The organism is Rhizobium sp. 1399 (genome assembly GCF_031455475.1).
Lineage (GTDB): Bacteria > Pseudomonadota > Alphaproteobacteria > Rhizobiales > Rhizobiaceae > Rhizobium.
Genome location: NZ_JAVDSU010000010.1, coordinates 173,235 through 193,513, shown reverse-complemented (window position 1 = coordinate 193,513; position 20,279 = coordinate 173,235). Strand labels below are relative to the sequence as shown.

At 60.0% G+C, this 20,279-nt stretch carries 27 protein-coding genes and 1 pseudogene; 14 read left to right on the top strand and 14 right to left on the bottom strand.

Translation table 11 applies throughout. The features are described 5' to 3' along the window. The first annotated feature begins 12 nt into the window (after positions 1 to 12). Positions 13 to 810 (top strand): aminoglycoside phosphotransferase family protein, encoded by a 798-nt coding sequence (locus J2X71_RS27240; protein WP_310387033.1) that lies wholly within the window; start codon positions 13 to 15, stop codon positions 808 to 810. Here the strand turns inward: J2X71_RS27240 and J2X71_RS27235 are convergent. Further along, a complete protein-coding gene (locus J2X71_RS27235) occupies positions 807 to 1,829 on the bottom strand; it encodes an NAD(P)H-binding protein (RefSeq protein WP_310387031.1) in 1,023 nt (340 codons plus the stop codon). The two genes, J2X71_RS27240 and J2X71_RS27235, sit on opposite strands and share 4 nt — an antisense overlap. Positions 1,830 to 1,918: 89 nt before the next feature. Between J2X71_RS27235 and J2X71_RS27230 the strand changes: the two genes are divergently transcribed. Further along, entirely contained in the window at positions 1,919 to 2,827 is a 909-nt protein-coding gene (locus J2X71_RS27230; RefSeq protein ID WP_310387028.1) for a LysR family transcriptional regulator, read from the top strand. 36 nt (positions 2,828 to 2,863) lie between these two features. Here the strand turns inward: J2X71_RS27230 and J2X71_RS27225 are convergent, their stop codons facing one another. Further along, complete coding sequence (locus J2X71_RS27225; RefSeq protein ID WP_007824317.1) at positions 2,864 to 3,145, bottom strand: DUF2188 domain-containing protein; 282 nt, start codon at positions 3,143 to 3,145, stop codon at positions 2,864 to 2,866. A gap of 238 nt (positions 3,146 to 3,383) precedes the next feature. Here J2X71_RS27225 and J2X71_RS27220 point away from each other — a divergent pair, with 238 nt between their 5' ends. Beyond that, complete coding sequence (locus J2X71_RS27220) at positions 3,384 to 4,478, top strand: calcium:proton antiporter (protein ID WP_310387026.1); 1,095 nt, start codon at positions 3,384 to 3,386, stop codon at positions 4,476 to 4,478. Positions 4,479 to 4,603: 125 nt separating this feature from the next. Here J2X71_RS27220 and J2X71_RS27215 read toward each other — a convergent pair whose 3' ends face one another. Then, complete coding sequence (locus J2X71_RS27215) at positions 4,604 to 5,806, bottom strand: pyridoxal phosphate-dependent aminotransferase (RefSeq protein ID WP_310387024.1); 1,203 nt, start codon at positions 5,804 to 5,806, stop codon at positions 4,604 to 4,606. A 385-nt stretch (positions 5,807 to 6,191) separates the two neighbouring features. Here J2X71_RS27215 and J2X71_RS27210 point away from each other — a divergent pair, with 385 nt between their 5' ends. The 3 genes from J2X71_RS27210 (at position 6,192) to J2X71_RS27200 (ending at position 8,081) form a co-directional block, all read left to right on the top strand. Further along, the gene (locus J2X71_RS27210) at positions 6,192 to 6,491 is read left to right on the top strand and encodes a hypothetical protein (protein WP_007824323.1); all 300 of its coding nucleotides are present in this window, start codon (positions 6,192 to 6,194) and stop codon (positions 6,489 to 6,491) included. After that, a complete protein-coding gene (locus tag J2X71_RS27205) occupies positions 6,481 to 6,816 on the top strand; it encodes a sortase (RefSeq protein ID WP_310387021.1) in 336 nt (111 codons plus the stop codon). Before J2X71_RS27210 ends, J2X71_RS27205 begins: the two co-directional genes overlap by 11 nt. Positions 6,817 to 6,926: 110 nt before the next feature. Then, the gene (locus J2X71_RS27200; RefSeq protein ID WP_310387139.1) at positions 6,927 to 8,081 is read left to right on the top strand and encodes a PQQ-dependent sugar dehydrogenase; all 1,155 of its coding nucleotides are present in this window, start codon (positions 6,927 to 6,929) and stop codon (positions 8,079 to 8,081) included. Here the strand turns inward: J2X71_RS27200 and J2X71_RS27195 are convergent. Next, positions 8,078 to 8,503, bottom strand: coding sequence for a hypothetical protein (locus tag J2X71_RS27195; RefSeq protein ID WP_405049760.1), 426 nt, complete (start codon positions 8,501 to 8,503; stop codon positions 8,078 to 8,080). The genes J2X71_RS27200 and J2X71_RS27195 overlap by 4 nt on opposite strands. After that, positions 8,500 to 9,063 carry a DUF1176 domain-containing protein gene (locus J2X71_RS27190; protein ID WP_310387016.1) on the bottom strand — a complete coding sequence of 188 codons (564 nt, stop codon included), beginning with the start codon at positions 9,061 to 9,063 and terminating at the stop codon, positions 8,500 to 8,502. Before J2X71_RS27190 ends, J2X71_RS27195 begins: the two co-directional genes overlap by 4 nt. A 110-nt stretch (positions 9,064 to 9,173) precedes the next feature. On the opposite strand from J2X71_RS27190, the gene J2X71_RS27185 reads away from it, so the two are divergent. From J2X71_RS27185 to J2X71_RS27175, 3 genes are all read left to right on the top strand, one after another. Further along, the gene (locus tag J2X71_RS27185; RefSeq protein WP_310387014.1) at positions 9,174 to 10,064 is read left to right on the top strand and encodes a DMT family transporter; all 891 of its coding nucleotides are present in this window, start codon (positions 9,174 to 9,176) and stop codon (positions 10,062 to 10,064) included. A 489-nt stretch (positions 10,065 to 10,553) separates the two neighbouring features. Then, complete coding sequence (locus J2X71_RS27180) at positions 10,554 to 10,769, top strand: cold-shock protein (protein ID WP_007824341.1); 216 nt, start codon at positions 10,554 to 10,556, stop codon at positions 10,767 to 10,769. A 144-nt stretch (positions 10,770 to 10,913) separates the two neighbouring features. Then, positions 10,914 to 11,369 (top strand): BA14K family protein, encoded by a 456-nt coding sequence (locus J2X71_RS27175; RefSeq protein ID WP_310387007.1) that lies wholly within the window; start codon positions 10,914 to 10,916, stop codon positions 11,367 to 11,369. 63 nt (positions 11,370 to 11,432) lie between these two features. On the opposite strand, the gene J2X71_RS27170 is transcribed toward J2X71_RS27175, so the two are convergent. Beyond that, positions 11,433 to 12,305: an oxidoreductase gene (locus tag J2X71_RS27170; protein WP_310387005.1), complete on the bottom strand. Its 873-nt coding sequence runs from the start codon at positions 12,303 to 12,305 to the stop codon at positions 11,433 to 11,435. A gap of 95 nt (positions 12,306 to 12,400) precedes the next feature. Between J2X71_RS27170 and J2X71_RS27165 the strand changes: the two genes are divergently transcribed. After that, the gene (locus J2X71_RS27165; RefSeq protein WP_405049761.1) at positions 12,401 to 12,784 is read left to right on the top strand and encodes a winged helix-turn-helix transcriptional regulator; all 384 of its coding nucleotides are present in this window, start codon (positions 12,401 to 12,403) and stop codon (positions 12,782 to 12,784) included. On the opposite strand, the gene J2X71_RS27160 is transcribed toward J2X71_RS27165, so the two are convergent. The 4 genes from J2X71_RS27160 to J2X71_RS27145 all read right to left on the bottom strand — a co-directional run bounded on the left by J2X71_RS27160 (position 12,781) and on the right by J2X71_RS27145 (position 15,766). After that, complete coding sequence (locus tag J2X71_RS27160; RefSeq protein WP_310387002.1) at positions 12,781 to 14,157, bottom strand: ATP-binding protein; 1,377 nt, start codon at positions 14,155 to 14,157, stop codon at positions 12,781 to 12,783. The genes J2X71_RS27165 and J2X71_RS27160 overlap by 4 nt on opposite strands. 25 nt (positions 14,158 to 14,182) lie before the next feature. Further along, a complete protein-coding gene (locus tag J2X71_RS27155; RefSeq protein ID WP_007824352.1) occupies positions 14,183 to 14,884 on the bottom strand; it encodes a response regulator in 702 nt (233 codons plus the stop codon). Continuing rightward, a complete protein-coding gene (locus J2X71_RS27150) occupies positions 14,885 to 15,376 on the bottom strand; it encodes a MarR family transcriptional regulator (protein WP_310386998.1) in 492 nt (163 codons plus the stop codon). It abuts the gene before it with no gap. Positions 15,377 to 15,589: 213 nt separating this feature from the next. Next, the gene (locus tag J2X71_RS27145; RefSeq protein WP_310386996.1) at positions 15,590 to 15,766 is read right to left on the bottom strand and encodes a hypothetical protein; all 177 of its coding nucleotides are present in this window, start codon (positions 15,764 to 15,766) and stop codon (positions 15,590 to 15,592) included. Between J2X71_RS27145 and J2X71_RS27140 the strand changes: the two are divergent. Next, positions 15,731 to 15,949, top strand: a pseudogene (locus J2X71_RS27140) (aminotransferase class IV); the annotation flags it as partial. The gene J2X71_RS27145 and the pseudogene J2X71_RS27140 overlap by 36 nt on opposite strands. Before the next feature lie 65 nt (positions 15,950 to 16,014). Here the strand turns inward: J2X71_RS27140 and J2X71_RS27135 are convergent. Both J2X71_RS27135 and J2X71_RS27130 read right to left on the bottom strand, forming a co-directional pair. After that, positions 16,015 to 16,281: a hypothetical protein gene (locus J2X71_RS27135; protein WP_113323654.1), complete on the bottom strand. Its 267-nt coding sequence runs from the start codon at positions 16,279 to 16,281 to the stop codon at positions 16,015 to 16,017. A gap of 175 nt (positions 16,282 to 16,456) precedes the next feature. Next, positions 16,457 to 17,074: a DUF1236 domain-containing protein gene (locus tag J2X71_RS27130; protein WP_113323653.1), complete on the bottom strand. Its 618-nt coding sequence runs from the start codon at positions 17,072 to 17,074 to the stop codon at positions 16,457 to 16,459. 278 nt (positions 17,075 to 17,352) lie between these two features. Here J2X71_RS27130 and J2X71_RS27125 point away from each other — a divergent pair, with 278 nt between their 5' ends. Genes J2X71_RS27125 through J2X71_RS27115 form a run of 3 tightly spaced genes read left to right on the top strand, consistent with a single transcriptional unit; the run spans position 17,353 to position 19,083 of the window. Beyond that, complete coding sequence (locus J2X71_RS27125; RefSeq protein WP_310386993.1) at positions 17,353 to 17,997, top strand: MBL fold metallo-hydrolase; 645 nt, start codon at positions 17,353 to 17,355, stop codon at positions 17,995 to 17,997. 2 nt (positions 17,998 to 17,999) lie between these two features. Continuing rightward, positions 18,000 to 18,569, top strand: a complete 570-nt coding sequence (locus J2X71_RS27120) for a DUF1349 domain-containing protein (protein ID WP_310386991.1) — start codon at positions 18,000 to 18,002, stop codon at positions 18,567 to 18,569. Between the two features lie 55 nt (positions 18,570 to 18,624). Next, positions 18,625 to 19,083, top strand: a complete 459-nt coding sequence (locus tag J2X71_RS27115; RefSeq protein ID WP_310386989.1) for a GNAT family N-acetyltransferase — start codon at positions 18,625 to 18,627, stop codon at positions 19,081 to 19,083. Positions 19,084 to 19,097: 14 nt separating this feature from the next. Here J2X71_RS27115 and J2X71_RS27110 read toward each other — a convergent pair whose 3' ends face one another. Then, complete coding sequence (locus tag J2X71_RS27110; protein WP_310386987.1) at positions 19,098 to 19,439, bottom strand: tRNA-binding protein; 342 nt, start codon at positions 19,437 to 19,439, stop codon at positions 19,098 to 19,100. Between the two features lie 11 nt (positions 19,440 to 19,450). After that, positions 19,451 to 20,278, bottom strand: a complete 828-nt coding sequence (gene proC, locus J2X71_RS27105) for a pyrroline-5-carboxylate reductase (protein ID WP_310386985.1) — start codon at positions 20,276 to 20,278, stop codon at positions 19,451 to 19,453. Between the last annotated feature and the right edge of the window lies 1 nt (position 20,279).

Sequence of the window (20,279 nt, the reverse complement as noted above, 5' to 3'; positions counted from 1 at the left end):
TAGCATGCCGCCATGTTCTCACCCTATCTCGAACGCTGGTCGCTGACATCAGACGGCGAACCCATCATCACCCATTCTAGCCGCCTTCTGCCAGTCATTTGGCAGGACAAGCCCGCCATGCTGAAAGTCGCAACCGACAGCAGCGAGCGCGAAGGCGCATTGCTGATGAAATGGTGGGACGGCGATGGCGCAGCTCGGGTCTATGCGCAGGAAGATGACGCCATCCTTCTGGAGCGCGCGACCGACAAGCACTCGCTGCTGCACATGGCAATGAACGGCGAGGATGATGAGGCAAGCCGCATCATGGTGCGCACTGCAGCAAAGCTGCATGCGCCCCGCCTCAAGTCCCTTCAGGATTCCCCAACACTTGAGCGCTGGTTCCGCAGTCTGGAGCCGGCAGCGCGCACGCATGGCGGCACCTTTGCCGATTGCTGGAAGATCGCGAGCACTCTGCTTGCAACACCACAGCAGCTCAGCATTCTCCACGGCGACATCCATCACCGCAACATCCTTGATTTCGGCGAACGGGGTTGGCTCGCAATCGATCCCAAGCGGATCTATGGCGAGCGCGGTTACGACTTTGCCAATATCTTCGCCAACGAAGACCTGCCGACGACGACAGATCCCAAACGCCTTCAGCGTCAGCTTCCGATCGTCTCCAAGGAAGCTGACATCGAGCCGGCACGGCTGCTCAAATGGATTGTGGCCTATTCCGGTCTCTCGGCCGCCTGGTTTCTTGAGGATGGCGACCATACCTCCGCGGAAAAGCCTCTGGCAGTTGCCCGCATCGCGCTCACGGAGCTTGCCTAACCCGCCTTTTCAGGGTGCGCGAGAAGCGCCGTCGCGCCATGCGGCAGCTCCGGCAGCGAGCCCTGAGCAATAAGCGACGCACGCACCGCCTCATCGATCGGCGTATGCGGCTCGGTTCCGAGTTCGGTGACCAGCCTGTCGTTCTTCATACGCAGCGGCACCTTCCAGAGATAGCGCATCTCCTTCAGCTCCCGCATCAGCCTCATGAAAGGAGCAAGCAGCGGCACGACGAACCAGGGGAAACGACCGATCTTCGCCGCACCGCCGGCAACGCGCCGGACCGCCTCTGCCATCTGCCGGCCATCCCCATCCCAGAAACCGTTCATATGATAGCAGGCGAAAGCCGGGAGGCGCTCGGCCCGCTCGACGAGTTGCACCATCGTCTCGGCGACATCGGGCAGATAGGCCCATTGGTGGCCGATGCCCGGCCTGGCCGGATTCTTGATAGTACCAACAGGCTTGCCAGGCGTGGCAAAAGCAGCGGAGAACCAGCTATTACTGGTAGCGCCCGGCCCGAAGAAATCGCCGGCGCGGACGATGATGACGCCGGTGCCACTCTCGGAAGCAGCCTTCAGGCGCTTCTCCATCTCGACGCGGATCTTGCCCTTCTTTGTTACCGGGCGCTGCGGACTGTCCTCCATCACGACCGGAAAGGCGTCCGGCCCGAAATTATAGACATTGCCTGGCAGCATGATGCGCGCACCAGCCGTGCGAGCCGCAGCGATCGTATTGTCGAGCATCGGCAGAGCCAGTTTCTCCCAGTCGCGATAGCCAGGGGGATTGACGGCATGAACGATGAGATCAGCACCTTCCGCGGCCTTGCGAACATCGGCGGCATTCATTGCGTCACCCTGTACCCAGTCGAAGCTTTCCCCGCTCGCAGATGCTTTCGCGGCGTTGCGGTTGAGCGCCCTGATAATCCAGCCGCGCGCTTGCAGTTTGCGGGCAACCGCGCCGCCGATACCCCCGGTGGCGCCGAGAACGAGCGCCAATTTCTTGTCCCGATATCCGCTGCTCATGATCATCTCCTTGTTCGATGAGACGACTATGCCTCCAACCGCAGATAAACAAAATTGACGAAATAAGTTCCGCCGCTATACATAAATATATGGATATCGAACCCAGCTGGGATTTCTACCGCTCCTTTCTCACCGTGCTACGCCACGGATCACTCTCGGCCGCTGCCCGGGAACTCGGCCTGACGCAGCCGACGATCGGCCGCCATATCGATGCGCTGGAAGAGGCCGTTGGCGCTGAGCTTTTCATCCGCTCATCAAATGGTCTGCTGCCGACCGATGTGGCACTCGACCTCCAGCCCTATGCCGAAACGCTGGCGACAACGACGGCCGCCTTCCTGCGCACCGCATCAAGCCAGCGCGACAAAGTGGAAGGCACCGTGCGCATCAGCGCCAGCGAGGTGATCGGCATCGAAGTGCTGCCGCCGATCATCGCCGATCTGCAGGAAGCCTATCCCGGTCTGCAGGTGGAGCTGTCGGCATCCGATGCACTGGAAGATCTCATGAACCGGGAGGCGGATATTGCGGTGCGTATGGCTGAGCCGCAGCAGGACGCGCTGGTGGTACGGCGCATCGGCGATATTCCGCTCGGCTTCCACGCGCATCGCCGCTATCTGGAACGATACGGCATGCCGCAAACCATGACCGAACTTGCCGGCCATCGCCTCATCGGCTTTGACCGGCAGACGGCCTATATCCGCATGATGCGCAAACTCTACCCGCTAGCGGACGACTTTGCGTATGCCTTCCGCACCAGCAGCCATCTGGCGCATTATACGGCCATTCGCGCCGGCATAGGCATCGGCGTCTGCCAGACGGGGCTTGCCCGCCCGAACCCCGATCTCGTCCATATTCTGGCAGATGAATTCGAGATCCCGCTCGGCACATGGGTCGCGATGCACGAGAGCCTCAAGACCTCGCCGCGCTGCCGCGTCACCTTCGACGCGCTGGTCAGGGGTCTGCTGAACTATATCAAGTCATGCAAGGAAACGCGCGCCTAACGACGCGCTGAAAGATTTCGGGAAATCGGCTGGAGATCAGGGCTCTGGGGAAACCTCAGGCGAACGGCCCTTGGTAAAGCCGTCCACGACCTCGGTCTCGGGACGATCGCCACCCTCGGCATATTCCTCGTGCCACTTGCCTTGCGCATCCTGCCAGCTGATCTCGGCGGAGTCGCCGCCGACCTGCTGCTCGGCCGCGACGATGCGGGCTGCTTCGAGCGCTTCGGAGTGGCTCGGAAATGCCTCGGAATAGACGTCTCCCAGCTTGTAGGCCCAGCCGCCGTCATGCGGTACGACTTCGTAGACCACCTTGACCATGCATGTGTCTCCTCTTCTTCTCGTTGCGCATCCGTAGGCTCCCGGATCATGTCCGGTTCAGCGCGGGCCGCTTGAGAAGATTTCGAGGACGCCGCGATCTGGGTTCCGGCTGCCGTATGAAAAGCAGTATTTCATTAATCGTCACAGACTGCAAATTTCATCAGTGGGGAGTCTGCTTGCATAGAAAAATCACCGGCTTAGATTCCCGAGGGAATCAAAATCGGCGCTGGTGGTAGAAATGGCATTGCATCTTAAGGAAGAAAAGTTCCTGATCGTAGCGGTCGTCGTCGCTGTCATCGCCTACTTGCTGGAACATTCGGTCATGGAGGCCGGCCGAGGCATGGCGCTTCTCGCCGCCGCCGCGCTGATCGCCACCATCGTGCTCGCCTCCATGCGTGTCGCCCATCACGCAGAACTGCTGGCCGTCAAGGTCGGCGACCCCTACGGCACGATGATCCTGACGCTCTCGGCCGTCGCTGTCGAAGTCATCATCCTTGGCATCATGATGAGCGGCGAGGAAACGTCGCCGACGCTTGTGCGCGACACGATCTATTCGGCGCTCATGCTGGACATCAACGGCATCCTCGGCCTAGCTGCCCTGCTCGGCGGCCTGAAACATGGCGAGCAGCCCTATAACGACAATTCCGGCAAGACCTATGGTGTGATGATTCTGACCGCCATGGGCATCTCGATGATCGTTCCGGAATTCGTGCCCGACGACAAGTGGCACTATTATTCCGGCTTCACCATCATCGCCATGATCGCGCTCTACGGCCTTTTCCTGCGCATGCAGGTCGGCCAGCACAGCTACTTCTTCTCCTACAGCTATCCGCGTTCGGAACGGCAGAAGGAACATCCCGAGGAACATGACGGAGAGGGATCGGTCGCAACCTCGATCACCATCATCCTCATCGGCGTCATCATCATCGGCGCGCTTGCCGAATTCATGTCAGGCTTCATGAGCGAAGGCCTGCGCGATACCGGCGCTCCTGTTGCCGTGACTGCCATCGTGGTTGCCGCCATCTCCGCCGCACCGGAAATTTTGACGGCCTTGAGGGCGGCGCTCCGCAACCGTATGCAGGCAACCGTCAACATCGCCATGGGCGCGTCTCTCTCGACGGTCATCCTCACGGTACCGGTCATGGAAGCCATCGCGCTCTATACCGGCCAGCCCTTCATCATGGCCATGTCGCCGGTCCAGACGGTCATGGTGGCGATCACGCTGATTGCAGCCGCCATCAACCTCAATGACGGCGAGACGAATGCCATCGAAGGCATGACCCATTTCATCCTCTTCGCCACCTTCATCATGCTGACGGCGATCGGACTTTGAATCTGAAATCAGCGACTTAACGCGACGAGCGGAATCATTTTTGCAGCGCGTTAAATCAGAACATCAGACAAACAAAAAGCCCGCCATCTCTGGCGGACTTTTTTAATGCGGCTGATAGCCGATGATTACTTGCAGGCGCCGCAGAAGCGCTGGATGCGGCGGCACGCTTCTTCCAGAAGCTCTTCCGAGGTCGCATAGGAGATACGGAAGTTCGGGCCGAGGCCGAAGGCAGAGCCGTGAACGACGGCGACGCCTTCCGATTCCAGGAGTTCGGAAACGAAATCCTCGTCCGTCTCGATGACTTTGCCGGACGGGGCTGTCTTGCCGATGAGCCCGGCGCAGGACGGATAGACGTAGAAGGCGCCTTCCGGCACCGGGCAGACGATGCCCCTGGCCTGGTTCAGCATGGAAACAACGAGATCACGGCGGCCTTCGAAGATCTTCTTGTTCTCTGGGATGAAGTCCTGCGTGCCGTTCAGCGCTTCGACGGCCGCCCACTGGGCGATCGAGGTCGCACCCGATGTCTGCTGCCCCTGGATCATGTCCATAGCCTTGATCAGCTGGATCGGGCCTGCCGCATAACCAATACGCCAGCCGGTCATCGCATAGGCCTTGGAGACGCCGTTCATCGTCAGCGTGCGGTCGTAGAGCTTCGGCTCGACTTCGACGGGCGTGACGAATTTGAAGTCACCATAGGTCAGGTGCTCGTACATGTCGTCCGTAAGCACCCAGACATGCGGATGCTTCATCAGCACGTCCGTCAGCGCCTTCAGCTCGCCATGCGTATAGGCAGCGCCCGTCGGGTTGGACGGCGAATTGAAGATGAACCACTTAGTCTTCGGCGTGATCGCCTTTTCGAGATCGGCGGGCTGGAGCTTGAAATTATGCTCCTGGGTGGCCGAAACGAAAACCGGTGTGCCGCCGCAGAGCGCCACCATCTCGGGATAGGACACCCAGTAAGGCGCGGGGATCACGACTTCATCGCCGGGGTTCAGCGTCGCCATGAAGGCGTTGAACAGGATCTGCTTGCCGCCGGTGCCGACGATCGTCTGCTCCCAGGAATATTCCAGACCGTTCTCGCGCTTGAATTTGGCGGCAATCGCCTTACGCAGCTCGGGGATACCGGATACCGGCGTGTATTTCGTCTCGCCGCGATTGATCGCGTCGATGGCGGCTTTCTTGATATTCTCGGGCGTATCGAAATCGGGCTCGCCTGCGCCGAGACCGATGACGTCGCGTCCTTTGGCTTTCAGCTCGCGCGCTTTCTGAGAAACGGCGATGGTGGCTGAAGGCTTCACGCGGGAAAGGGCATCGGCAAGGAAGGCCATGATATCGGTCCTACAAGGTTGAAACGGGCAGAAGGCCGGGACCGGAGTTCTGCGCTAAGCTCTATGTCCAATGTGTGACATCATTTCAAGCGCAAAGGCGTGATGGCGGCAATGATTCTTATTGATCGATTGCCGCACCTGCCTCTGGAATTTTGAACCAAGCTTCGAAGAGACGTCGCAAGGGGTGGATCCAGGCTCACAGGAAGTTGAATCAGTTTCTGAAGTCGGCCCTGTTTTATTCCTTAAAATCAAGGTTATCGCCCGTTTACCATTTGCCACGAATAAGCCGCAACAAATGCCGCGGCATGCCGCAATTCGGTCGTGAGAGCGCCGAGATCAAACCGCTACTCTATCACCATCCGACACTGGTTATTGAGGGTATGCCATGTTTCTGGAAGACGAGCGTGCAGCGGGACGCCTGCGCGCAAGCCGGGTTTCTCTGTCGCTGATGGTGGCGGTCATCGCGTTTGCAAGCTGTGTCGTCGCGGCGTTCGGCCTCTTTTCAGTCGCCGAAGCAGGACCGGCCATGGCTTCCAGTTCGCTCCACGCTTCCTATGCCGACCAGAAGATTGCCGATGGCGTAGCAGTGCTTTTCGCCGCGTTGGTCGCCGCAAACGGGCTCGCCATCTGGCTGCGTCGCATTAAGGGCCTTGTCATCTGGGGAGGCCGGCGCGATGCCCGCTAAGCCGCAGCGTTCCAGCTGGACCGAGGAAGCGGACACGTTCGAGCCGCTGCCGACCTACATGGAGCTGGCAATGGCCGCCGCGTCTGCCCACGAGGCACCGCCTGCACCGCCAAGACCCCGTCTTCCCGGGCTTTCGATCGTCGAGAAACTGGTCGCCGTCGGTATCGTTTGCCTTGCCTTCTACGGCATGGCGCTGATCGGCTGCGGACTTTTCCTGAAAGCTGAAGCAAAGCGCACCGGCTACTACATCACACAGCGGATAATGAGCGCGGAATTGCAACAGGCCGATTTCGATACCCGTTTCCCTCCCCGCGTAATCAACTGACCTGCTCTCATTCAATCCGAGAACACAAAACCGTTATGGAGCGCCGACTACGGTTGAAGCGCACCATACCCCGCGCCACCTTCCCCTTAAACTGACGACGGGGGATTATGATGGACGCCATTTCGACTTTCCGTTTCGCCGCGCTGCTGGCAGGAGCCGCTGCTTTTGCAAGTCCAGCTCTTGCCCAGATCGGGGACATCGTCAGGACGCAGGAAGTTTCGGTTCGTGTCGAGAAACTCGCCGAAGGGCTGGAGCACCCCTGGGCAGTCGAGGTCCTGCCCGATGGCGGCTATATCGTCACGGAGCGGCCGGGGCGGCTGCGCATCATCCGCGACGGCAAGGTTTCCGATCCAATCGATGGCGTGCCAAAGGTGAGCGCCCGCGGCCAGGGCGGCTTGATGGATGTCGCGCTTGCCCCGGATTTCGCCACCAGCCGAAAGCTCTACCTGACTGCCGCAACCGCCAGCGATCGAGGCTCCGGCACCGAGGCTTTCAGCGCCACACTGTCCTCAGATGAAAAGAGCCTCAAAAACGTCACGCCCATTTTCACCATGCGGCACTTTACCCGCGGGAACATCCAGTACGGCTCACGCATCGCGATCGCCCCCGACGGCTCGTTGTTCATCAGCGTCGGCGATCGCGGTGACCGCAACCGCTCGCAGGACTGGAAGGATGATGCCGGCTCCATTGTCCATCTCAACGCCGATGGCAGCATTCCCGCCGACAATCCCTTCAAGAATAGCAGCAAAGCCCTGCCAGAGATCTGGTCCAAGGGCCATCGCAATCCGCAGGGCATCACCTTCGACAGTGCCGACGGCAAGCTCTACACCGTCGAGCATGGCGCACGCGGCGGCGACGAGATCAACAATCCCGAACCCGGCAAGAATTACGGCTGGCCCATCATCACCTATGGCCGCGACTATTCCGGCGCCAAGATCGGCGAAGGCACCGCCAAGGAAGGCCTGGAGCAGCCCCTGCACTATTGGGATCCGTCGATCGCCCCGGGCGCTCTCGTCGTCTATCGCGGCAAGATGTTTCCGGAATGGAACGGCAATTTCATCGTCGCCGCGCTGAAGTTCCAGTTGCTGTCGCGCATGGAGCGGGATGCGAGCGGCGCCTTCGCTGCCGAGGAGCGCATGTTCGAAGGCGATTACGGCCGCATTCGCGATGTGATCGTCGCCCTCGATGGCGCATTGCTGATGGTGACCGACGAGAATGACGGCGAATTGCTTCGGGTTTCCCGCGCCGCAGACCGGGCCGGCTAAAGCGAGTTCCGCAATTCCTTGCGGATCATGAATTTCAGCCCCGACCATGTTTCGTCGACGGCGCAGACCTTGACGTCGACGAGGCCTGTCGGCAGCAAAATCTCGCGCAACGCGTCCTCGTTGACGCTGGTCGCCACCTTCGAACTCTTCTTCGGCCAGGATATCCAGACCATGCCATCGGGCCTGATCACACGGAATAACGCCGCCGCCATCTCTTCCAACGCCACACGATGTGTTTCGAAGACGTGGATATAATCGAATTGCCGATCGGGAGCCTTCGGAAAGACTCGTTCGACCGTAGCGAAACCCTCGAACCGGCTGATCTCGGCCAACCCATCGGGAACATTGATGAGCAAGGCCGTCTGTCCCGGTTTGAGCCCCAGCTTCCTTGCGAGCGGCGTGCCGGAATATCCCGCCGTCATTGGCGCTTCCACACGAGCGGCCATGTTGCCGGACCGCCATCGGCCCTTGCATCGCACTCTTCCTTGAAGCGCACTTCCTCGAGAACAAGGAAATCCGTGTTCTCAGGTTCTGCGACACGCCAGGTATAATAGCTGCCGCAATCGCCCATGCCACGCCCCTTCACGAAGGAGGTGAAACGCCTCTCCATCGCATCGTAGCGAATGTTGAAAGCCGTATCGCCCGTCGTTTCTGAAAACTTCAGCGGAAAGACCGTTCGAGAAATCTGGCTGCCATGACCGCCATAAATCGCGAAAGGCATGTTGTAGGCCCCGGTCGGGCCGCAGGGCACGATGATTAGCCTCATCCCTTTCTCCTGGGTGACTTCGAAGGCGTCGCCATAGGCAAGGCGCCGCTCTTCGATATGGCAGTCGCCATCATCAGGCTCGATATCCGCCCGCATGGACTCCGGCAGATCGGCAAAGAGCGAAATCAGGCGGACGGACGAGGAAGCCTCGGCTGAAGCGCCCTTAAGCCCCGCCAGAACGACTGCTGTCGCGATGGCGATCAGTTGCCCCTTCATCTGCATGTCCTCCGAACCATTTGGGGAATCCTCATCCTTGCCGAAAAGAAATGCAACTGCTAACCCGCTGAGCATAGCTCCAAGACGCTTCCCCAACATCGAGGGTGAAAATGACGCGCATTCAGGCGAACCTCCTTCTATTGCTTGCAGCCGCCATCTGGGGCGGAGGCTTCGTCGCCCAGTCGACGGCAATGAAGGCGATCGGTCCCTTCTGGTTCATCGGTCTGCGCTTCGCCATCGCCGCATTTGCCACCCTGCCCTTCACACTCTTCGAAGCCCGTAATGCAAAGATCGCAACCAGCCGCAGACATCTCGGTCTCTATCTTCTGATCGGACTGGCGCTCTTCGGCGGCGCGTTGACACAGCAGATCGGCCTGCAGACGACGACCGTCACCAATTCCAGCTTCATCACCGGCCTCTATGTGATCTTCGTGCCGCTGATTGCCGTCTTCTTCCTGCGCCGCTCGCCGCACTGGATCATCTGGCCGGGCGCTATCATGGCCGTGTCAGGCATTTACCTGCTCTCCGGCGGCCAACTTTCGGCCCTTACGATCGGCGACCTGCTGACTGTCGTCTGCGCCATCTTCTGGTCGGTCCAGATCACGCTTGCCGGAACGACGGTTGGGGAAACGGGTCGGCCACTTGCTCTGTCCAGCGCCCAGTTTGCGATCACGGCAGTCTGCGCGCTCATCATCGCTGCCATTTTCGAACCGATCAGCCTGTCAGATATCCGCGCGGCAGCACCCGAAATCCTCTATGTCGGCATCTTCTCCTCGGGTGTCGCCTTCGTGCTGCAGGTCGTCGCCCAGCGCTACACCACGCCGTCACAGGCGGCGATCTTCCTGTCCGCCGAAGCACTGTTCGGTGCCACGCTCGCTGCACTTCTTTTGGGCGAGAGCATGCCGCCGCTCGGCTATATCGGTTGTGCGCTGATGTTTATCGCTATGCTTGTAGTCGAGCTCGTGCCCGAAATGACCCGCCGACGTTCGCAAACGGCCTGAACACGCGTCCATTTGTGGGGCGTTTAGTGCCATCTGAAATTTTTTTTAAGCAGGTGTTAAGACGCGCTAGCGTTGCATTTTTGGTAAAATCTGCCCGGAACTTATATTGCAGACGATATAAAACGTTAATCATTTGCTCCCGACGGAGGATTTTTTGCGTTTTTGCGAAAACAGGTCATATTTGCGGGTGTGTTCTTAGGGACACGTTAAAAAACTTTTGCTTGCCAAAATCCTTCAAACGCAGCAATCTTCGCGCGTTCGGGCATTTTGCGAGCATGGGAAGTCCTTAAGAATTTGCGAGCCGGAAACGCTAATATTCCGGTCAGCCGGTCCCAAAAAACAGCAGGCGTTAAGTCCTGTCTGGAACCGGCGGAGGTAGAGGGGACCTTTTTCTCACATTTCAAGATCTGCCTGCCAGCGTCTTCGCAAGAAGGCAATAGCGTAATGCTGCCCGTGTGGATGGCGGGCGGAGACAAAAGGACCTGAGGCATGGCCGAGACTGGCACTGTAAAATTCTTCAATACCGACAAGGGCTTCGGCTTTATCAAGCCGGACAAGGGCGGCGCCGATATCTTCGTTCACATTTCTGCCGTTCAGGCTTCCGGTCTGGCCGGTCTGACGGAAAACCAGAAAGTAAGCTTCGACACGGAGCCGGATCGCCGCGGCAAGGGCCCGAAGGCCGTCAATCTGCAGATTTCAGGCTGAACCCTCGCATTGGCGTGGAATTCGAGTTGAAGCCCGGCAGCGATGCCGGGTTTTGTCGTTCAGACTCCATTCAGCATGACGCCGTTAGTTTCAGAACCATTGAGAAGGGACCGCTTCCGGTTCCCGATACCGGGATTTTACGCCATGAACAGGCTTGCAAAGACCATTCTTCTGACCGCAACCGCTGCCGCCCTCACCCTTTCGGCCATCGGCGAAGCCTCTGCAGGCGATCGCTACTGGCGTCATGGCCGCGACCACGGCAACGATGCGCTGGTCGGTGGTGCTGTCGGCCTTGCCACTGGCCTGATCGTCGGCTCTGCCATCGCCAATGCCAATAATGGCCCGGTCTATGAAGAGCGCCGTTACATCGACCCGCCGGTCTATGAGCCGGAATATGCTCCGCCCCCGGTTTACCGCGCGCGTCCGGTCTACTCCGAGCCGGTCTACAGCCGCCCCGTCTATGGTCGCCCAGTCGGCGCCATGGAACCCTGGAGCGCTCAATGGCAGCGCTATTGCTCTTATCGCTATCGCAGCTTCGATCCGCAGAGCGGCACCTATGTCGGCAATGACGGTCGCGAACATTTCTGCGTCGCAAGCTGATAGGTTGAAGATATTCAGACGAGAAGCGCCGCCACAATGCGGCGCTTTTCTTTTGTCCACACCTCAGCCGGCCTTCTTCTCCCAAGGCATAGGCTTGGCACTTCCATCCTGTTCAAAATCGGTCGACTCGCTGACGACGCGCCAGGTGCGATCGGCTTCCATTCGCGCAGCATCCGCCTTCTCCACGGCCGCGGCTGCGTCGCTGCCGAGCAGCAGGCGCAGTGGTGGGGTATCGAGCGAGGCAATGTGCAGGGCCACGGCGGCCGCCTTGGCCGGATCGCCTGGTTGGCGGCCATTATAGTTGCGCTGATATTCCGCCATGGCGCCGACCGTTGCGGCATATTCCGGACGTCCCCCGTAGATCGCCGTTGATGAACCGGCAAAATCCGTCCGGAAACCGCCGGGCTCGATGACCGTCACCTTGATGCCGAGCGGCCCGACTTCCTTGGAAAGCACTTCGGAAAAACCCTCGACACCCCATTTCGCTGCCGCGTAAGGCGCACGCCCGACAGGCCCGATCCTGCCGCCCACGGACGAGAACTGAATGATGTGGCCCGCCCCCTGCCCGCGCATCACCGGGATCGCCGCCTTGGTCATGATGATTGTGCCAAAGAGATTGGTCTCGATCTGCGTCCTGAATTCCGCAAGGCTCGTATCCTCGATCGGCGCGACATTGCCGTAGCCGGCATTGTTGACCAGCACATCGAGCCGGCCGAATGTTTCGACCGCAGTCTTCACCGCAGACTCGGCTGCCGCCTCATCCGTCACGTCGAGCGGCAGCGCCAGAACGCGTGGCCCATACGCTTCGACGAGATCGGCAAGCTGGCCCGGATTGCGCGCCGTCGCGACCAGCTTGTCACCGGCCTCAAGCACGGCCTGTGCGAGCGCCCGGCCGAGACCACGCGAACTTCCTGTAATCAACCAAACCTTTGACATGGGAAACCTCCTTTTCGGTTCCCGCCCCATTTAGGATCTATTGTCTCCAATGGAAAGAAGGTACCTTGGAGATCTATACACACCTGAAAGTAACTGTGATGAAAGACGATATCTTCGATTTCTGCCGCAACATGAGCGACGACCAGGATGCGCGGGCCCGGCAGATGCTGGAACGCGCCGCCGCCAAATGGCCGCTGCGCGTCCTGCATGTGCTTTCTGAGGCCGATGGCCCCTTGCGGTTTTCAAGGGTGCTGGAGCGGGTGGAGGATATCAGCCAGAAGGTGCTGACACAGACATTGCGCACGCTCGAAAGCGACGGCCTCGTCATCCGCACGCTCTATCCGCAGGTGCCTCCACGCGTGGAATACGAGTTGACACCACTCGGCCGCGAACTGCTGACCCAGGTCGTCTCGCTCTGGCGCTGGATCGTCATCCACCTGAATGAATTCGACGCCCCCAAACCGGCTGCAAAAAGCTAGGCCGGAAGACGCACAGTCGCTCTCAGCCCGCCAAGCGGGCTGTCGCCAAGCGTGATATTGCCGCCGTGGCTGCGGGCGATATCCCGCACGATGGCAAGCCCGAGACCGGTGCCCGAAGCATCGAGATTGCGTGCGCTATCCAGCCGGAAGAACGGCTTGAACACATCCTCCCGGTACTTCTCCGGGATGCCGGGACCATTGTCATCGAAGACAATCGTCAGCCACTTCGCGCCATGCTTGGCCTCGATATGGAGCGTGTCGGCATAGCGCCTGGCATTCGAGGCGAGATTGGTCACAAGTCGCAGGAAGGCATTGGGGCGCACCGAGATATGGTCCTCGCCCTCGATGGAATAGGTCAACACCTTGCCATGCAGCTCGAAATCGATCTCGAGCTTTTCAAAGATCTCGCTGAGCTTCAGCTCGCCGACATCCTCCTCCACCTCACCCTTGGCAAAGGCCATATAGGCCTCCAGCATCGTCTGCATGTCGTTGACGTCATCGTTGAGCCCGGCAAGATCAGGGTTGTCCCCGGCGAGCGCCAGCTGCAGCTTGAAGCGCGTCAGGATGGTTCTGAGGTCGTGGCTGACGCCTGAGAGCATCGCCGTGCGCTGCTCCATCTGCCGCTCGATACGTTCACGCATGAGAATGAAAGCAAGGCCGGCCCGGCGAACTTCGTCGGCGCCGCGCGGATAGAAACTGTCGGCCTTCTGTCCCTTGCCGAAGTTTTCCGCCGCCCGCGCCAGATTGAGGATCGGCCGGATCTGGCCGCGCAGGAACAGGATTGAGATGGCGATCAGCACGAGTGACGCGCCGACCATCCAGAGAATGAAAATATGCGTGTTCGAGGCATAGGCCTGGCTGCGTTTAGTGATCACGCGCAGGATGCGGTTGTCGAGTTTGATACGGATCTCAATAAGGTTGGAATTGCCGACCGTATCGATCCAGAACGGCCGGCGGATTTCATCGGTGATCTCGTCGCTTAGAATGCCGTCGAGGATCGAGAAGAACGGCTTAATGCGCGGCGGCGGCAGGTCTCCATCCGGCTCGATCGAAATCTGCAGGTTGAGTTGGTCGCGGGCGATACGGATTATATCGCTGTAATCATCACCCTGCGGATAGGTGTCGATGACCTCGATGATGGCAGCAATATCGCGGGTCACGGCGAGCGACAGCCGCTCCGTCACCATCTGCCAATGACGTTCCATGAAGACCGCTGCGACGACCGACTGCAGAAGCACCATCGGAATGATGATGATGAGCAGCGAACGCGTATAAAGGCCCGTCGGCAATCGCCGGCGCAGCCAGCGCACGAACCAGCGCCAGCCGGGTGCAGGAGAGCGGTCTTCCCGCCGCAAGCTGTCGAATGTCACCATTTGCGCCGGTCCCGAACCCGTCGTTTCAGTCGATGCTCAGCCTGTATCCGATACCGCGCACTGTCTGCAGCCAGACCGGATTGGCAGGATCATCCTCGATCTTGCGGCGCAGACGGTTGATCTGCACGTCGATGGTACGTTCGCCGACTTCCGCATCGTCTCCAATCAGCTCGTGCCGCGGGATCGTGTCGCCGGCCCGGCGGGCAAAAAGCAGCATGATCTCCTGCTCGCGATCGGTCAGGCGGATCACCTCCGCAGCCTTCTTCAATTCCTTGCGCGTCAGCGAGAAGGTGTAAGGCCCGAACATGATCTGCTCGATCTTCGGCGTATCACCGCCGCTGTTGCGCCGCAGGATATTGTTGACGCGCAGGACGAGTTCGCGTGGATCGAAAGGCTTGGGAAGATAATCATCGGCGCCGGCTTCAAGCCCGGCAATACGGCTGTCGGATTCGGCAAGCGCCGTCAGCATGATGATCGGCACGTTTTTCACGGCCCTGAGCCCGCGTGTCACCTCGATGCCGGATTCGCCCGGCATCATTACGTCCATGATGATGAGGTCGAAATCGAGCCCTGCCAGCTTGCGCTGCGCCTCCGCCCCGTCAGAGGCAATGGTCACGCGAAAACCGTTTTCCGTCAGGTAGCGGTTCAGCAACGCGCGGATACGGGTATCGTCGTCGACGACGAGAAGATGCGCCGCGTCATCGGAAATGCCTGTCTTGACCGCCATTCAATCCGCCTTCTGTCTGTCTCGCATGCCTCTGAGGAATGCCTTTACGCCCTCTCGCGCCTCCGAGGTAGCTCCCTCGAATGCCCGTTCAATACGGCGTGATTGCGGCTCGGCGAGCGCCAGTGCCAACTCCCTGCCCGATTTGGTGGGATAGAGCTTGCGCTGTCGGCGATCCTCCGGGCCTGCTACCTGCCGAATATAGCCTGAATCGATCAGTTGTTTCAGCACTCTTGCAAGGCTCTGCTTGGTGATCTTCAGCGTATCGAGCAGATCGGCGACCGTCATGCCCGGATTTCGGTTGACGAAGTGCACGACGCGGTGATGCGCCCGCCCAAAACCGCTCTTTTCGAGAATGGCATCGGGATCGGATACGAAGTCGCGATAAGCGAAGAAGAACAGCTCGATGATCTCGAAATCGATGATCCCGACATCTTCCATCGGCGTGGCCAGCGGCTCAGGTTTGCCTGCTTTCGAGCTGGTCTGTCGTGGCACTCGGCATTTCCTCTCTCTTGGCGTGAGCCTTGCGGAGCTTTCGCAAAATATGTCAGCTTTATTGACGTAATTTGCGTCGCCGCTAGCTTCCCCGAACGTTGTAGGCCCCGCGGACTTGTTCTTTCCCCGGAAACTAAAGCCCGCCCGGCAAATCTCCAACGCAACGCGCAATTTCCCCTTGCGTCAGTGGATAGAACGTAATGGGGACAACAATCAACCGACATGGCGCAAACGCGCCGGAGAGGCAAGGATGGCTTCAGTTCTCTGAAGCTTACGTGCGGCCGATCGCACGACGCGCGGGAGTGAGATGATGAGCGTTTCCGCGCAGGCGAACCGCATCACCGTGGCGAGGACGCCAATATCGTCTTCGTCGAGGATGGCGTCATTCACACGCCGACCCCGGATTGCTTCCTGAACGGCATCACTCACCGGACGGTGATTGAACTCGCCAAACGCCGTGGCGTTGAGGTCGTCAAACGGGCACTCTTCCCGGAAGAGCTGAGCAGCTTCTCCGGACGCTGCCAGACCGGTTCGACAGCGGAAGTTACTCCCGTGTCTGAACTCGGCCCGTATTGATCATGCCGACCCGGCCAGGCGCGTGCGTTTGCCGACCGTTTCGTTGTCCAGCGTCCGAACCTTCAGCGTGCCTTGGCCATAACCAGCCCGGCGACCGACGAAAGGATGCCGCCGCCGATCAGTCCGCCAATGCCGTCAGCGATCAGCCCGGTCATTGCTGCTTCCCCGCCGACCATGCTGAGCAGCATGCCGCCGCCAATGCCGCCAATGGCGCCCGCAATCGTGCGGGCAACGACATTGATCGCCTGCTGTTTCAGCGCGGCGCTTGCGACATTGCCGCCGACTGCGCCTGCAACCAGTTGTGTGATGAGCGGAAGTAGCGCTTCCATGATTTTCTCCTCTGGCGATCTCCCCGATCGCCGACTCATGCCATCACCGGATGTCATGTTAGAATATTATCATATTTACGAGGAGAAGTAGAGGATTCTGGCAACCCATGCGAGAGCTCTGCGGATCCTTCATGGAAAGGAGAAAGGCGGCAGCATGGCCGCCTTTCCCATGATCCTATTGATAGACATAGACGATGCGGCGCGTGCCCGGGTCGACCAGCACCGGCCGATCGTTGATGCGGACGTAGCGATACTGGTAATCCGGAATCGTCTCGAATGTCACATCGGCGGGCACTTCGGCACCGACGACCACATCACCGCCAAGCCGCACGGCCTGCCCCGGCGTGGTGTCGATATAGGTGCGGACTTCCTCCGGCGGCGTAATCGCCTCGACCGAGCCGACCGGACCGATCAGCTCATCACCGGGCGCGGGCATTGGCTCCGCCGGCACGACGCTGGAGGTCGTCTCATAGGTCACCACAGGCACGCCGAGATCATCGCGATGCTGCTCGACGATGACAGGCGAGCCGCCCTGATCAACCTGCAGATATTCGGCATAGACCCAGCCGCGCACGCCGTTTACATCGACCCGGCACCAGCGGCTGCCTTCGATGCAGCCGTCGAGCACGGCAGTCGAGCCGCGCGTGGCAAGGCCGACGGAGGGATATTGCGGGCCAGGCCCGGAGCGGATGTTCAGGTCGTTGATGGACGTCGCCACCATCTCCGCCTGAGCAAGGCCGGCACTCGCAGCCAGAAAGGCGCCGGCCAGCAGAAGGTTTCTCTTCAGGGTCATTCTAGGTCTCCTTGTTGCGATGGGCTGAGAACGCACGGGTTGCGTGGTTGTTCCGCCGCGGCCGGCGCGGCTGAAGAATGGCATAAAGAAGGCCGAAGCAAGCATCTGAAATCGCTTCAAAAATTCACTTGTAGGCAGCGCAGCGCCGCTCTCCGCAAGCCGATAAATTCCTGTTGCAGCCTGTCTTTTTCGCGTGAGCCGGCCGAAAATTCAGGCTGCCTTCGGCTGCGTTTGCGCCTATAGAGACAGGCAATTGAAAGACGCGAAGCGAGGCATTCATGGGCATGCTCCAGGCCGGCATCATTCCGGTAACCCCCTTCCAGCAGAACTGCACCATTCTCTTCGACCCCGATACGAAGGAAGGCGTGGTCGTCGATCCCGGCGGCGACGTCTCTGTCATTTCGGGCGTGATCGAAGAGCAGGGCTTCAAGATCAAGGAAATCTGGCTCACCCACGGTCATCTGGACCACGCCGGCGGCGCCAAGGAGCTCAAGGAAAAGCTCGGTGTCGATATCGTCGGCCCGCATGAGGACGACCTGCCGCTCCTGCAGCGCATAGAAACCCAGGCCGAGAAATATGGCATACAGGGCCTGCAGAACGTCACGCCAGACCGCTGGCTGAAGGATGGCGACAAGATTTCCTTCGGCTCTCACGAATTCGAAGTCTATCACACGCCGGGCCATGCGCCGGGCCACGTCATCTATTTCAACCGCGCCCAGAAATTTGCCCATCTCGGGGATGTGCTCTTCAACGGCTCGATCGGCCGCACCGACCTGCCTGGTGGCAATCATCGCCAGCTTCTCGATTCCATCAGGGACAAAGTGCTGCCGCTCGGCGACGATGTCGGCTTCATCTGCGGTCACGGCCCAGGCAGCCGCATCGGTGACGAACGCCGTGAAAACCCCTTCCTGCGGGAGATCTGAGCATGAAACATATGAGCTGGCTGAACCCGCCACCATTCTTCGAGGAACGTGACGGCGCGCTCCATGTCCGCTCCGGCGAAAAGACCGATTTCTGGCAGGGCACCTATTACGGCTTCCATCGCGACGACGGTCACTTCCTGCATGAAAGCCGCAAGGGTGACTTCACCGCCGAAGTCACCTTCTCCGGCAACTATGAAGCGCTCTACGATCAGGCCGGCCTGATGATCCGTGCCGATGAGAAGCACTGGGTGAAATGCGGCATCGAATTTACCGATGGGGCCAGGCATTTCAGCACCGTGGTCACCAACGGCAATTCCGACTGGTCGGCCTTCCGCATCGGCCATGACTTTGATGCCATCTCGGTGCGCGCCACCCGCAACGGCGACACCCTGTTCATCCAATACAGCACGGACACCATGGACGAATGGCGCATGGCCCGCCTCGCCTGGTTCGATCCGGCTTTCGAGAACACGCTGGTCGGCCCCGTGTTCTGCTCGCCGCAACGCGCCGGCTTCGAAGCCGTCTTCCACGATTTCACATTGAGCGATCCGCTCTCGCGCGACATCCACTGAGCCTGTAGCCATGACGCCGGCCGAAAACGTGCTCCGGACCCTCAGATGCGACCTGATGGCACCGACGATGCAGGATCGGGAGACACTGAAACAACTGCTCACGGATCACGCGGTTCGCCAATATCTCGGCGGCGCTCTTTCGGAACTGGCGGCGGAGAGGCGTACAGATGCACCGGTCTTTGCACCGGCCGAAAATCGCTGGTCAGTCCGGCTGCGCGAGAGCGAACGATGCATCGGCCTTGTCGAACTCGACCGGCATCATGATGGTGAAGATATCGAGATATCCTACCAGTTCCTGCCGTCTTCATGGGGAACGGGATTGGCGACCGAGGCCGTGTCCGCCGTTATCGGCTATTGCTTCGATAAGCTTCGCCTCGAAAGGCTGGTTGCGGAAACGCAATCCGCCAATCTCCCCTCACGGCGTCTGCTCGAGCGGTGCGGAATGCGGGAATTCAAAAAAGTGTCGCGCTTCGGCGAAGACCAGATCATCTATGCAGTCGCGAAATGCAGCTGACCGGTCTGGCCGGCCTACATCAGCTTCTGGCCGTTCGGCACCGGCCGCTCGACCGCGGCAAGCACGATATCGCCCGCCTCATCGGCAAAACCGAGCGTCAGGACTTCGGAGCGGAACGGCCCGATCTGGCGCGGCGGAAAGTTGACGACGGCGAGCACTTGTCGCCCGACGAGCCGTTCCGGCGAATAATGAACCGTGATCTGCGCCGAAGATTTCTTGACGCCGATCTCGGAGCCGAAATCGATGAGCAGCTTGATCGCCGGCTTTCGCGCTTCCGGAAAGGGATTTGCCTCGATGATGGTCCCGATACGGATATCCACGCGCTCGAAATCAGCAAAAGTGATCTCTTCAGCCATAACAGTCTTTCTCAGCCGGCGAGCTCTTCGGCGCGCTTGCGGGCAGCCGCAAGCGCCTCGTCGAACAACGGCTGCATGCCATCTTCAGCCATCAATACGGAAAGTGCGGCCGCGGTCGTGCCGCCTGGAGAGGTGACATTCTGGCGCAGGCGCGCAGCGTCGTCGGGGGACTGGTGCAGCAGCTCACCAGCCCCCGCGACTGTTTCCCGCGCAAGACGCATGGCAAGGTCCGCCTGCAGGCCAAGTTTACGGCCCGCTTCTGCCATACATTCGACGAGATAAAACACATAAGCAGGCCCGCTGCCCGACAGCGCCGTCACCGAATCGATATCGGATTCGGAAGGCACCCATTCGACAGGGCCGGACACACGAAGAAGAGCATTGACGCCATCGCGCTGTTCAGCGCTGACACGCGCATTGGCATAGGCGCCGGTCACACCGCGCCCGACCATGGCAGGCGTGTTCGGCATGGCGCGCACCATGGCCGCCTCGCCGAGATGCTTTTCAAGGAAGGCGAGCGTCTTGCCTGCAGCAACCGAAACCACAACCGTCTGAGGCCCGACGACACTTTTGACCGCCGGAAGCACGGCTTCCATTACCTGCGGCTTCACGGCAAGGAACAGGACCCCGGCCTTGAGACCGGCGGGAGCGGCCGTGACATGGGAGGCACCCGCATCGGCAATGGTCGAAAGCATCGCCGGCGATGGGCCGGGATCGACCACGACCACGGCGGAACCCGGAACGCCGCTCTTCAGCCAGCCGGAGAGCATCGCTCCGCCCATATTGCCGGCACCGATGAGAACGACCGGATTGGCAGCAGAAAAGGCATTCGCAGGCATG

Coding starts and splice junctions, on each gene's coding strand:
- J2X71_RS27240 (WP_310387033.1), top strand. CDS start 13: ATGTTCTCACCCTATCTCGAACGCTGGTCGCTGACATCAGACGGCGAA.
- J2X71_RS27235 (WP_310387031.1), bottom strand. CDS start 1,829: ATGAGCAGCGGATATCGGGACAAGAAATTGGCGCTCGTTCTCGGCGCC.
- J2X71_RS27230 (WP_310387028.1), top strand. CDS start 1,919: ATGGATATCGAACCCAGCTGGGATTTCTACCGCTCCTTTCTCACCGTG.
- J2X71_RS27225 (WP_007824317.1), bottom strand. CDS start 3,145: ATGGTCAAGGTGGTCTACGAAGTCGTACCGCATGACGGCGGCTGGGCC.
- J2X71_RS27220 (WP_310387026.1), top strand. CDS start 3,384: ATGGCATTGCATCTTAAGGAAGAAAAGTTCCTGATCGTAGCGGTCGTC.
- J2X71_RS27215 (WP_310387024.1), bottom strand. CDS start 5,806: ATGGCCTTCCTTGCCGATGCCCTTTCCCGCGTGAAGCCTTCAGCCACC.
- J2X71_RS27210 (WP_007824323.1), top strand. CDS start 6,192: ATGTTTCTGGAAGACGAGCGTGCAGCGGGACGCCTGCGCGCAAGCCGG.
- J2X71_RS27205 (WP_310387021.1), top strand. CDS start 6,481: ATGCCCGCTAAGCCGCAGCGTTCCAGCTGGACCGAGGAAGCGGACACG.
- J2X71_RS27200 (WP_310387139.1), top strand. CDS start 6,927: ATGGACGCCATTTCGACTTTCCGTTTCGCCGCGCTGCTGGCAGGAGCC.
- J2X71_RS27195 (WP_405049760.1), bottom strand. CDS start 8,503: ATGACGGCGGGATATTCCGGCACGCCGCTCGCAAGGAAGCTGGGGCTC.
- J2X71_RS27190 (WP_310387016.1), bottom strand. CDS start 9,063: ATGAAGGGGCAACTGATCGCCATCGCGACAGCAGTCGTTCTGGCGGGG.
- J2X71_RS27185 (WP_310387014.1), top strand. CDS start 9,174: ATGACGCGCATTCAGGCGAACCTCCTTCTATTGCTTGCAGCCGCCATC.
- J2X71_RS27180 (WP_007824341.1), top strand. CDS start 10,554: ATGGCCGAGACTGGCACTGTAAAATTCTTCAATACCGACAAGGGCTTC.
- J2X71_RS27175 (WP_310387007.1), top strand. CDS start 10,914: ATGAACAGGCTTGCAAAGACCATTCTTCTGACCGCAACCGCTGCCGCC.
- J2X71_RS27170 (WP_310387005.1), bottom strand. CDS start 12,305: ATGTCAAAGGTTTGGTTGATTACAGGAAGTTCGCGTGGTCTCGGCCGG.
- J2X71_RS27160 (WP_310387002.1), bottom strand. CDS start 14,157: ATGGTGACATTCGACAGCTTGCGGCGGGAAGACCGCTCTCCTGCACCC.
- J2X71_RS27155 (WP_007824352.1), bottom strand. CDS start 14,884: ATGGCGGTCAAGACAGGCATTTCCGATGACGCGGCGCATCTTCTCGTC.
- J2X71_RS27135 (WP_113323654.1), bottom strand. CDS start 16,281: ATGGAAGCGCTACTTCCGCTCATCACACAACTGGTTGCAGGCGCAGTC.
- J2X71_RS27130 (WP_113323653.1), bottom strand. CDS start 17,074: ATGACCCTGAAGAGAAACCTTCTGCTGGCCGGCGCCTTTCTGGCTGCG.
- J2X71_RS27125 (WP_310386993.1), top strand. CDS start 17,353: ATGGGCATGCTCCAGGCCGGCATCATTCCGGTAACCCCCTTCCAGCAG.
- J2X71_RS27120 (WP_310386991.1), top strand. CDS start 18,000: ATGAAACATATGAGCTGGCTGAACCCGCCACCATTCTTCGAGGAACGT.
- J2X71_RS27115 (WP_310386989.1), top strand. CDS start 18,625: ATGGCACCGACGATGCAGGATCGGGAGACACTGAAACAACTGCTCACG.
- J2X71_RS27110 (WP_310386987.1), bottom strand. CDS start 19,439: ATGGCTGAAGAGATCACTTTTGCTGATTTCGAGCGCGTGGATATCCGT.
- proC (WP_310386985.1), bottom strand. CDS start 20,278: ATGCCTGCGAATGCCTTTTCTGCTGCCAATCCGGTCGTTCTCATCGGT.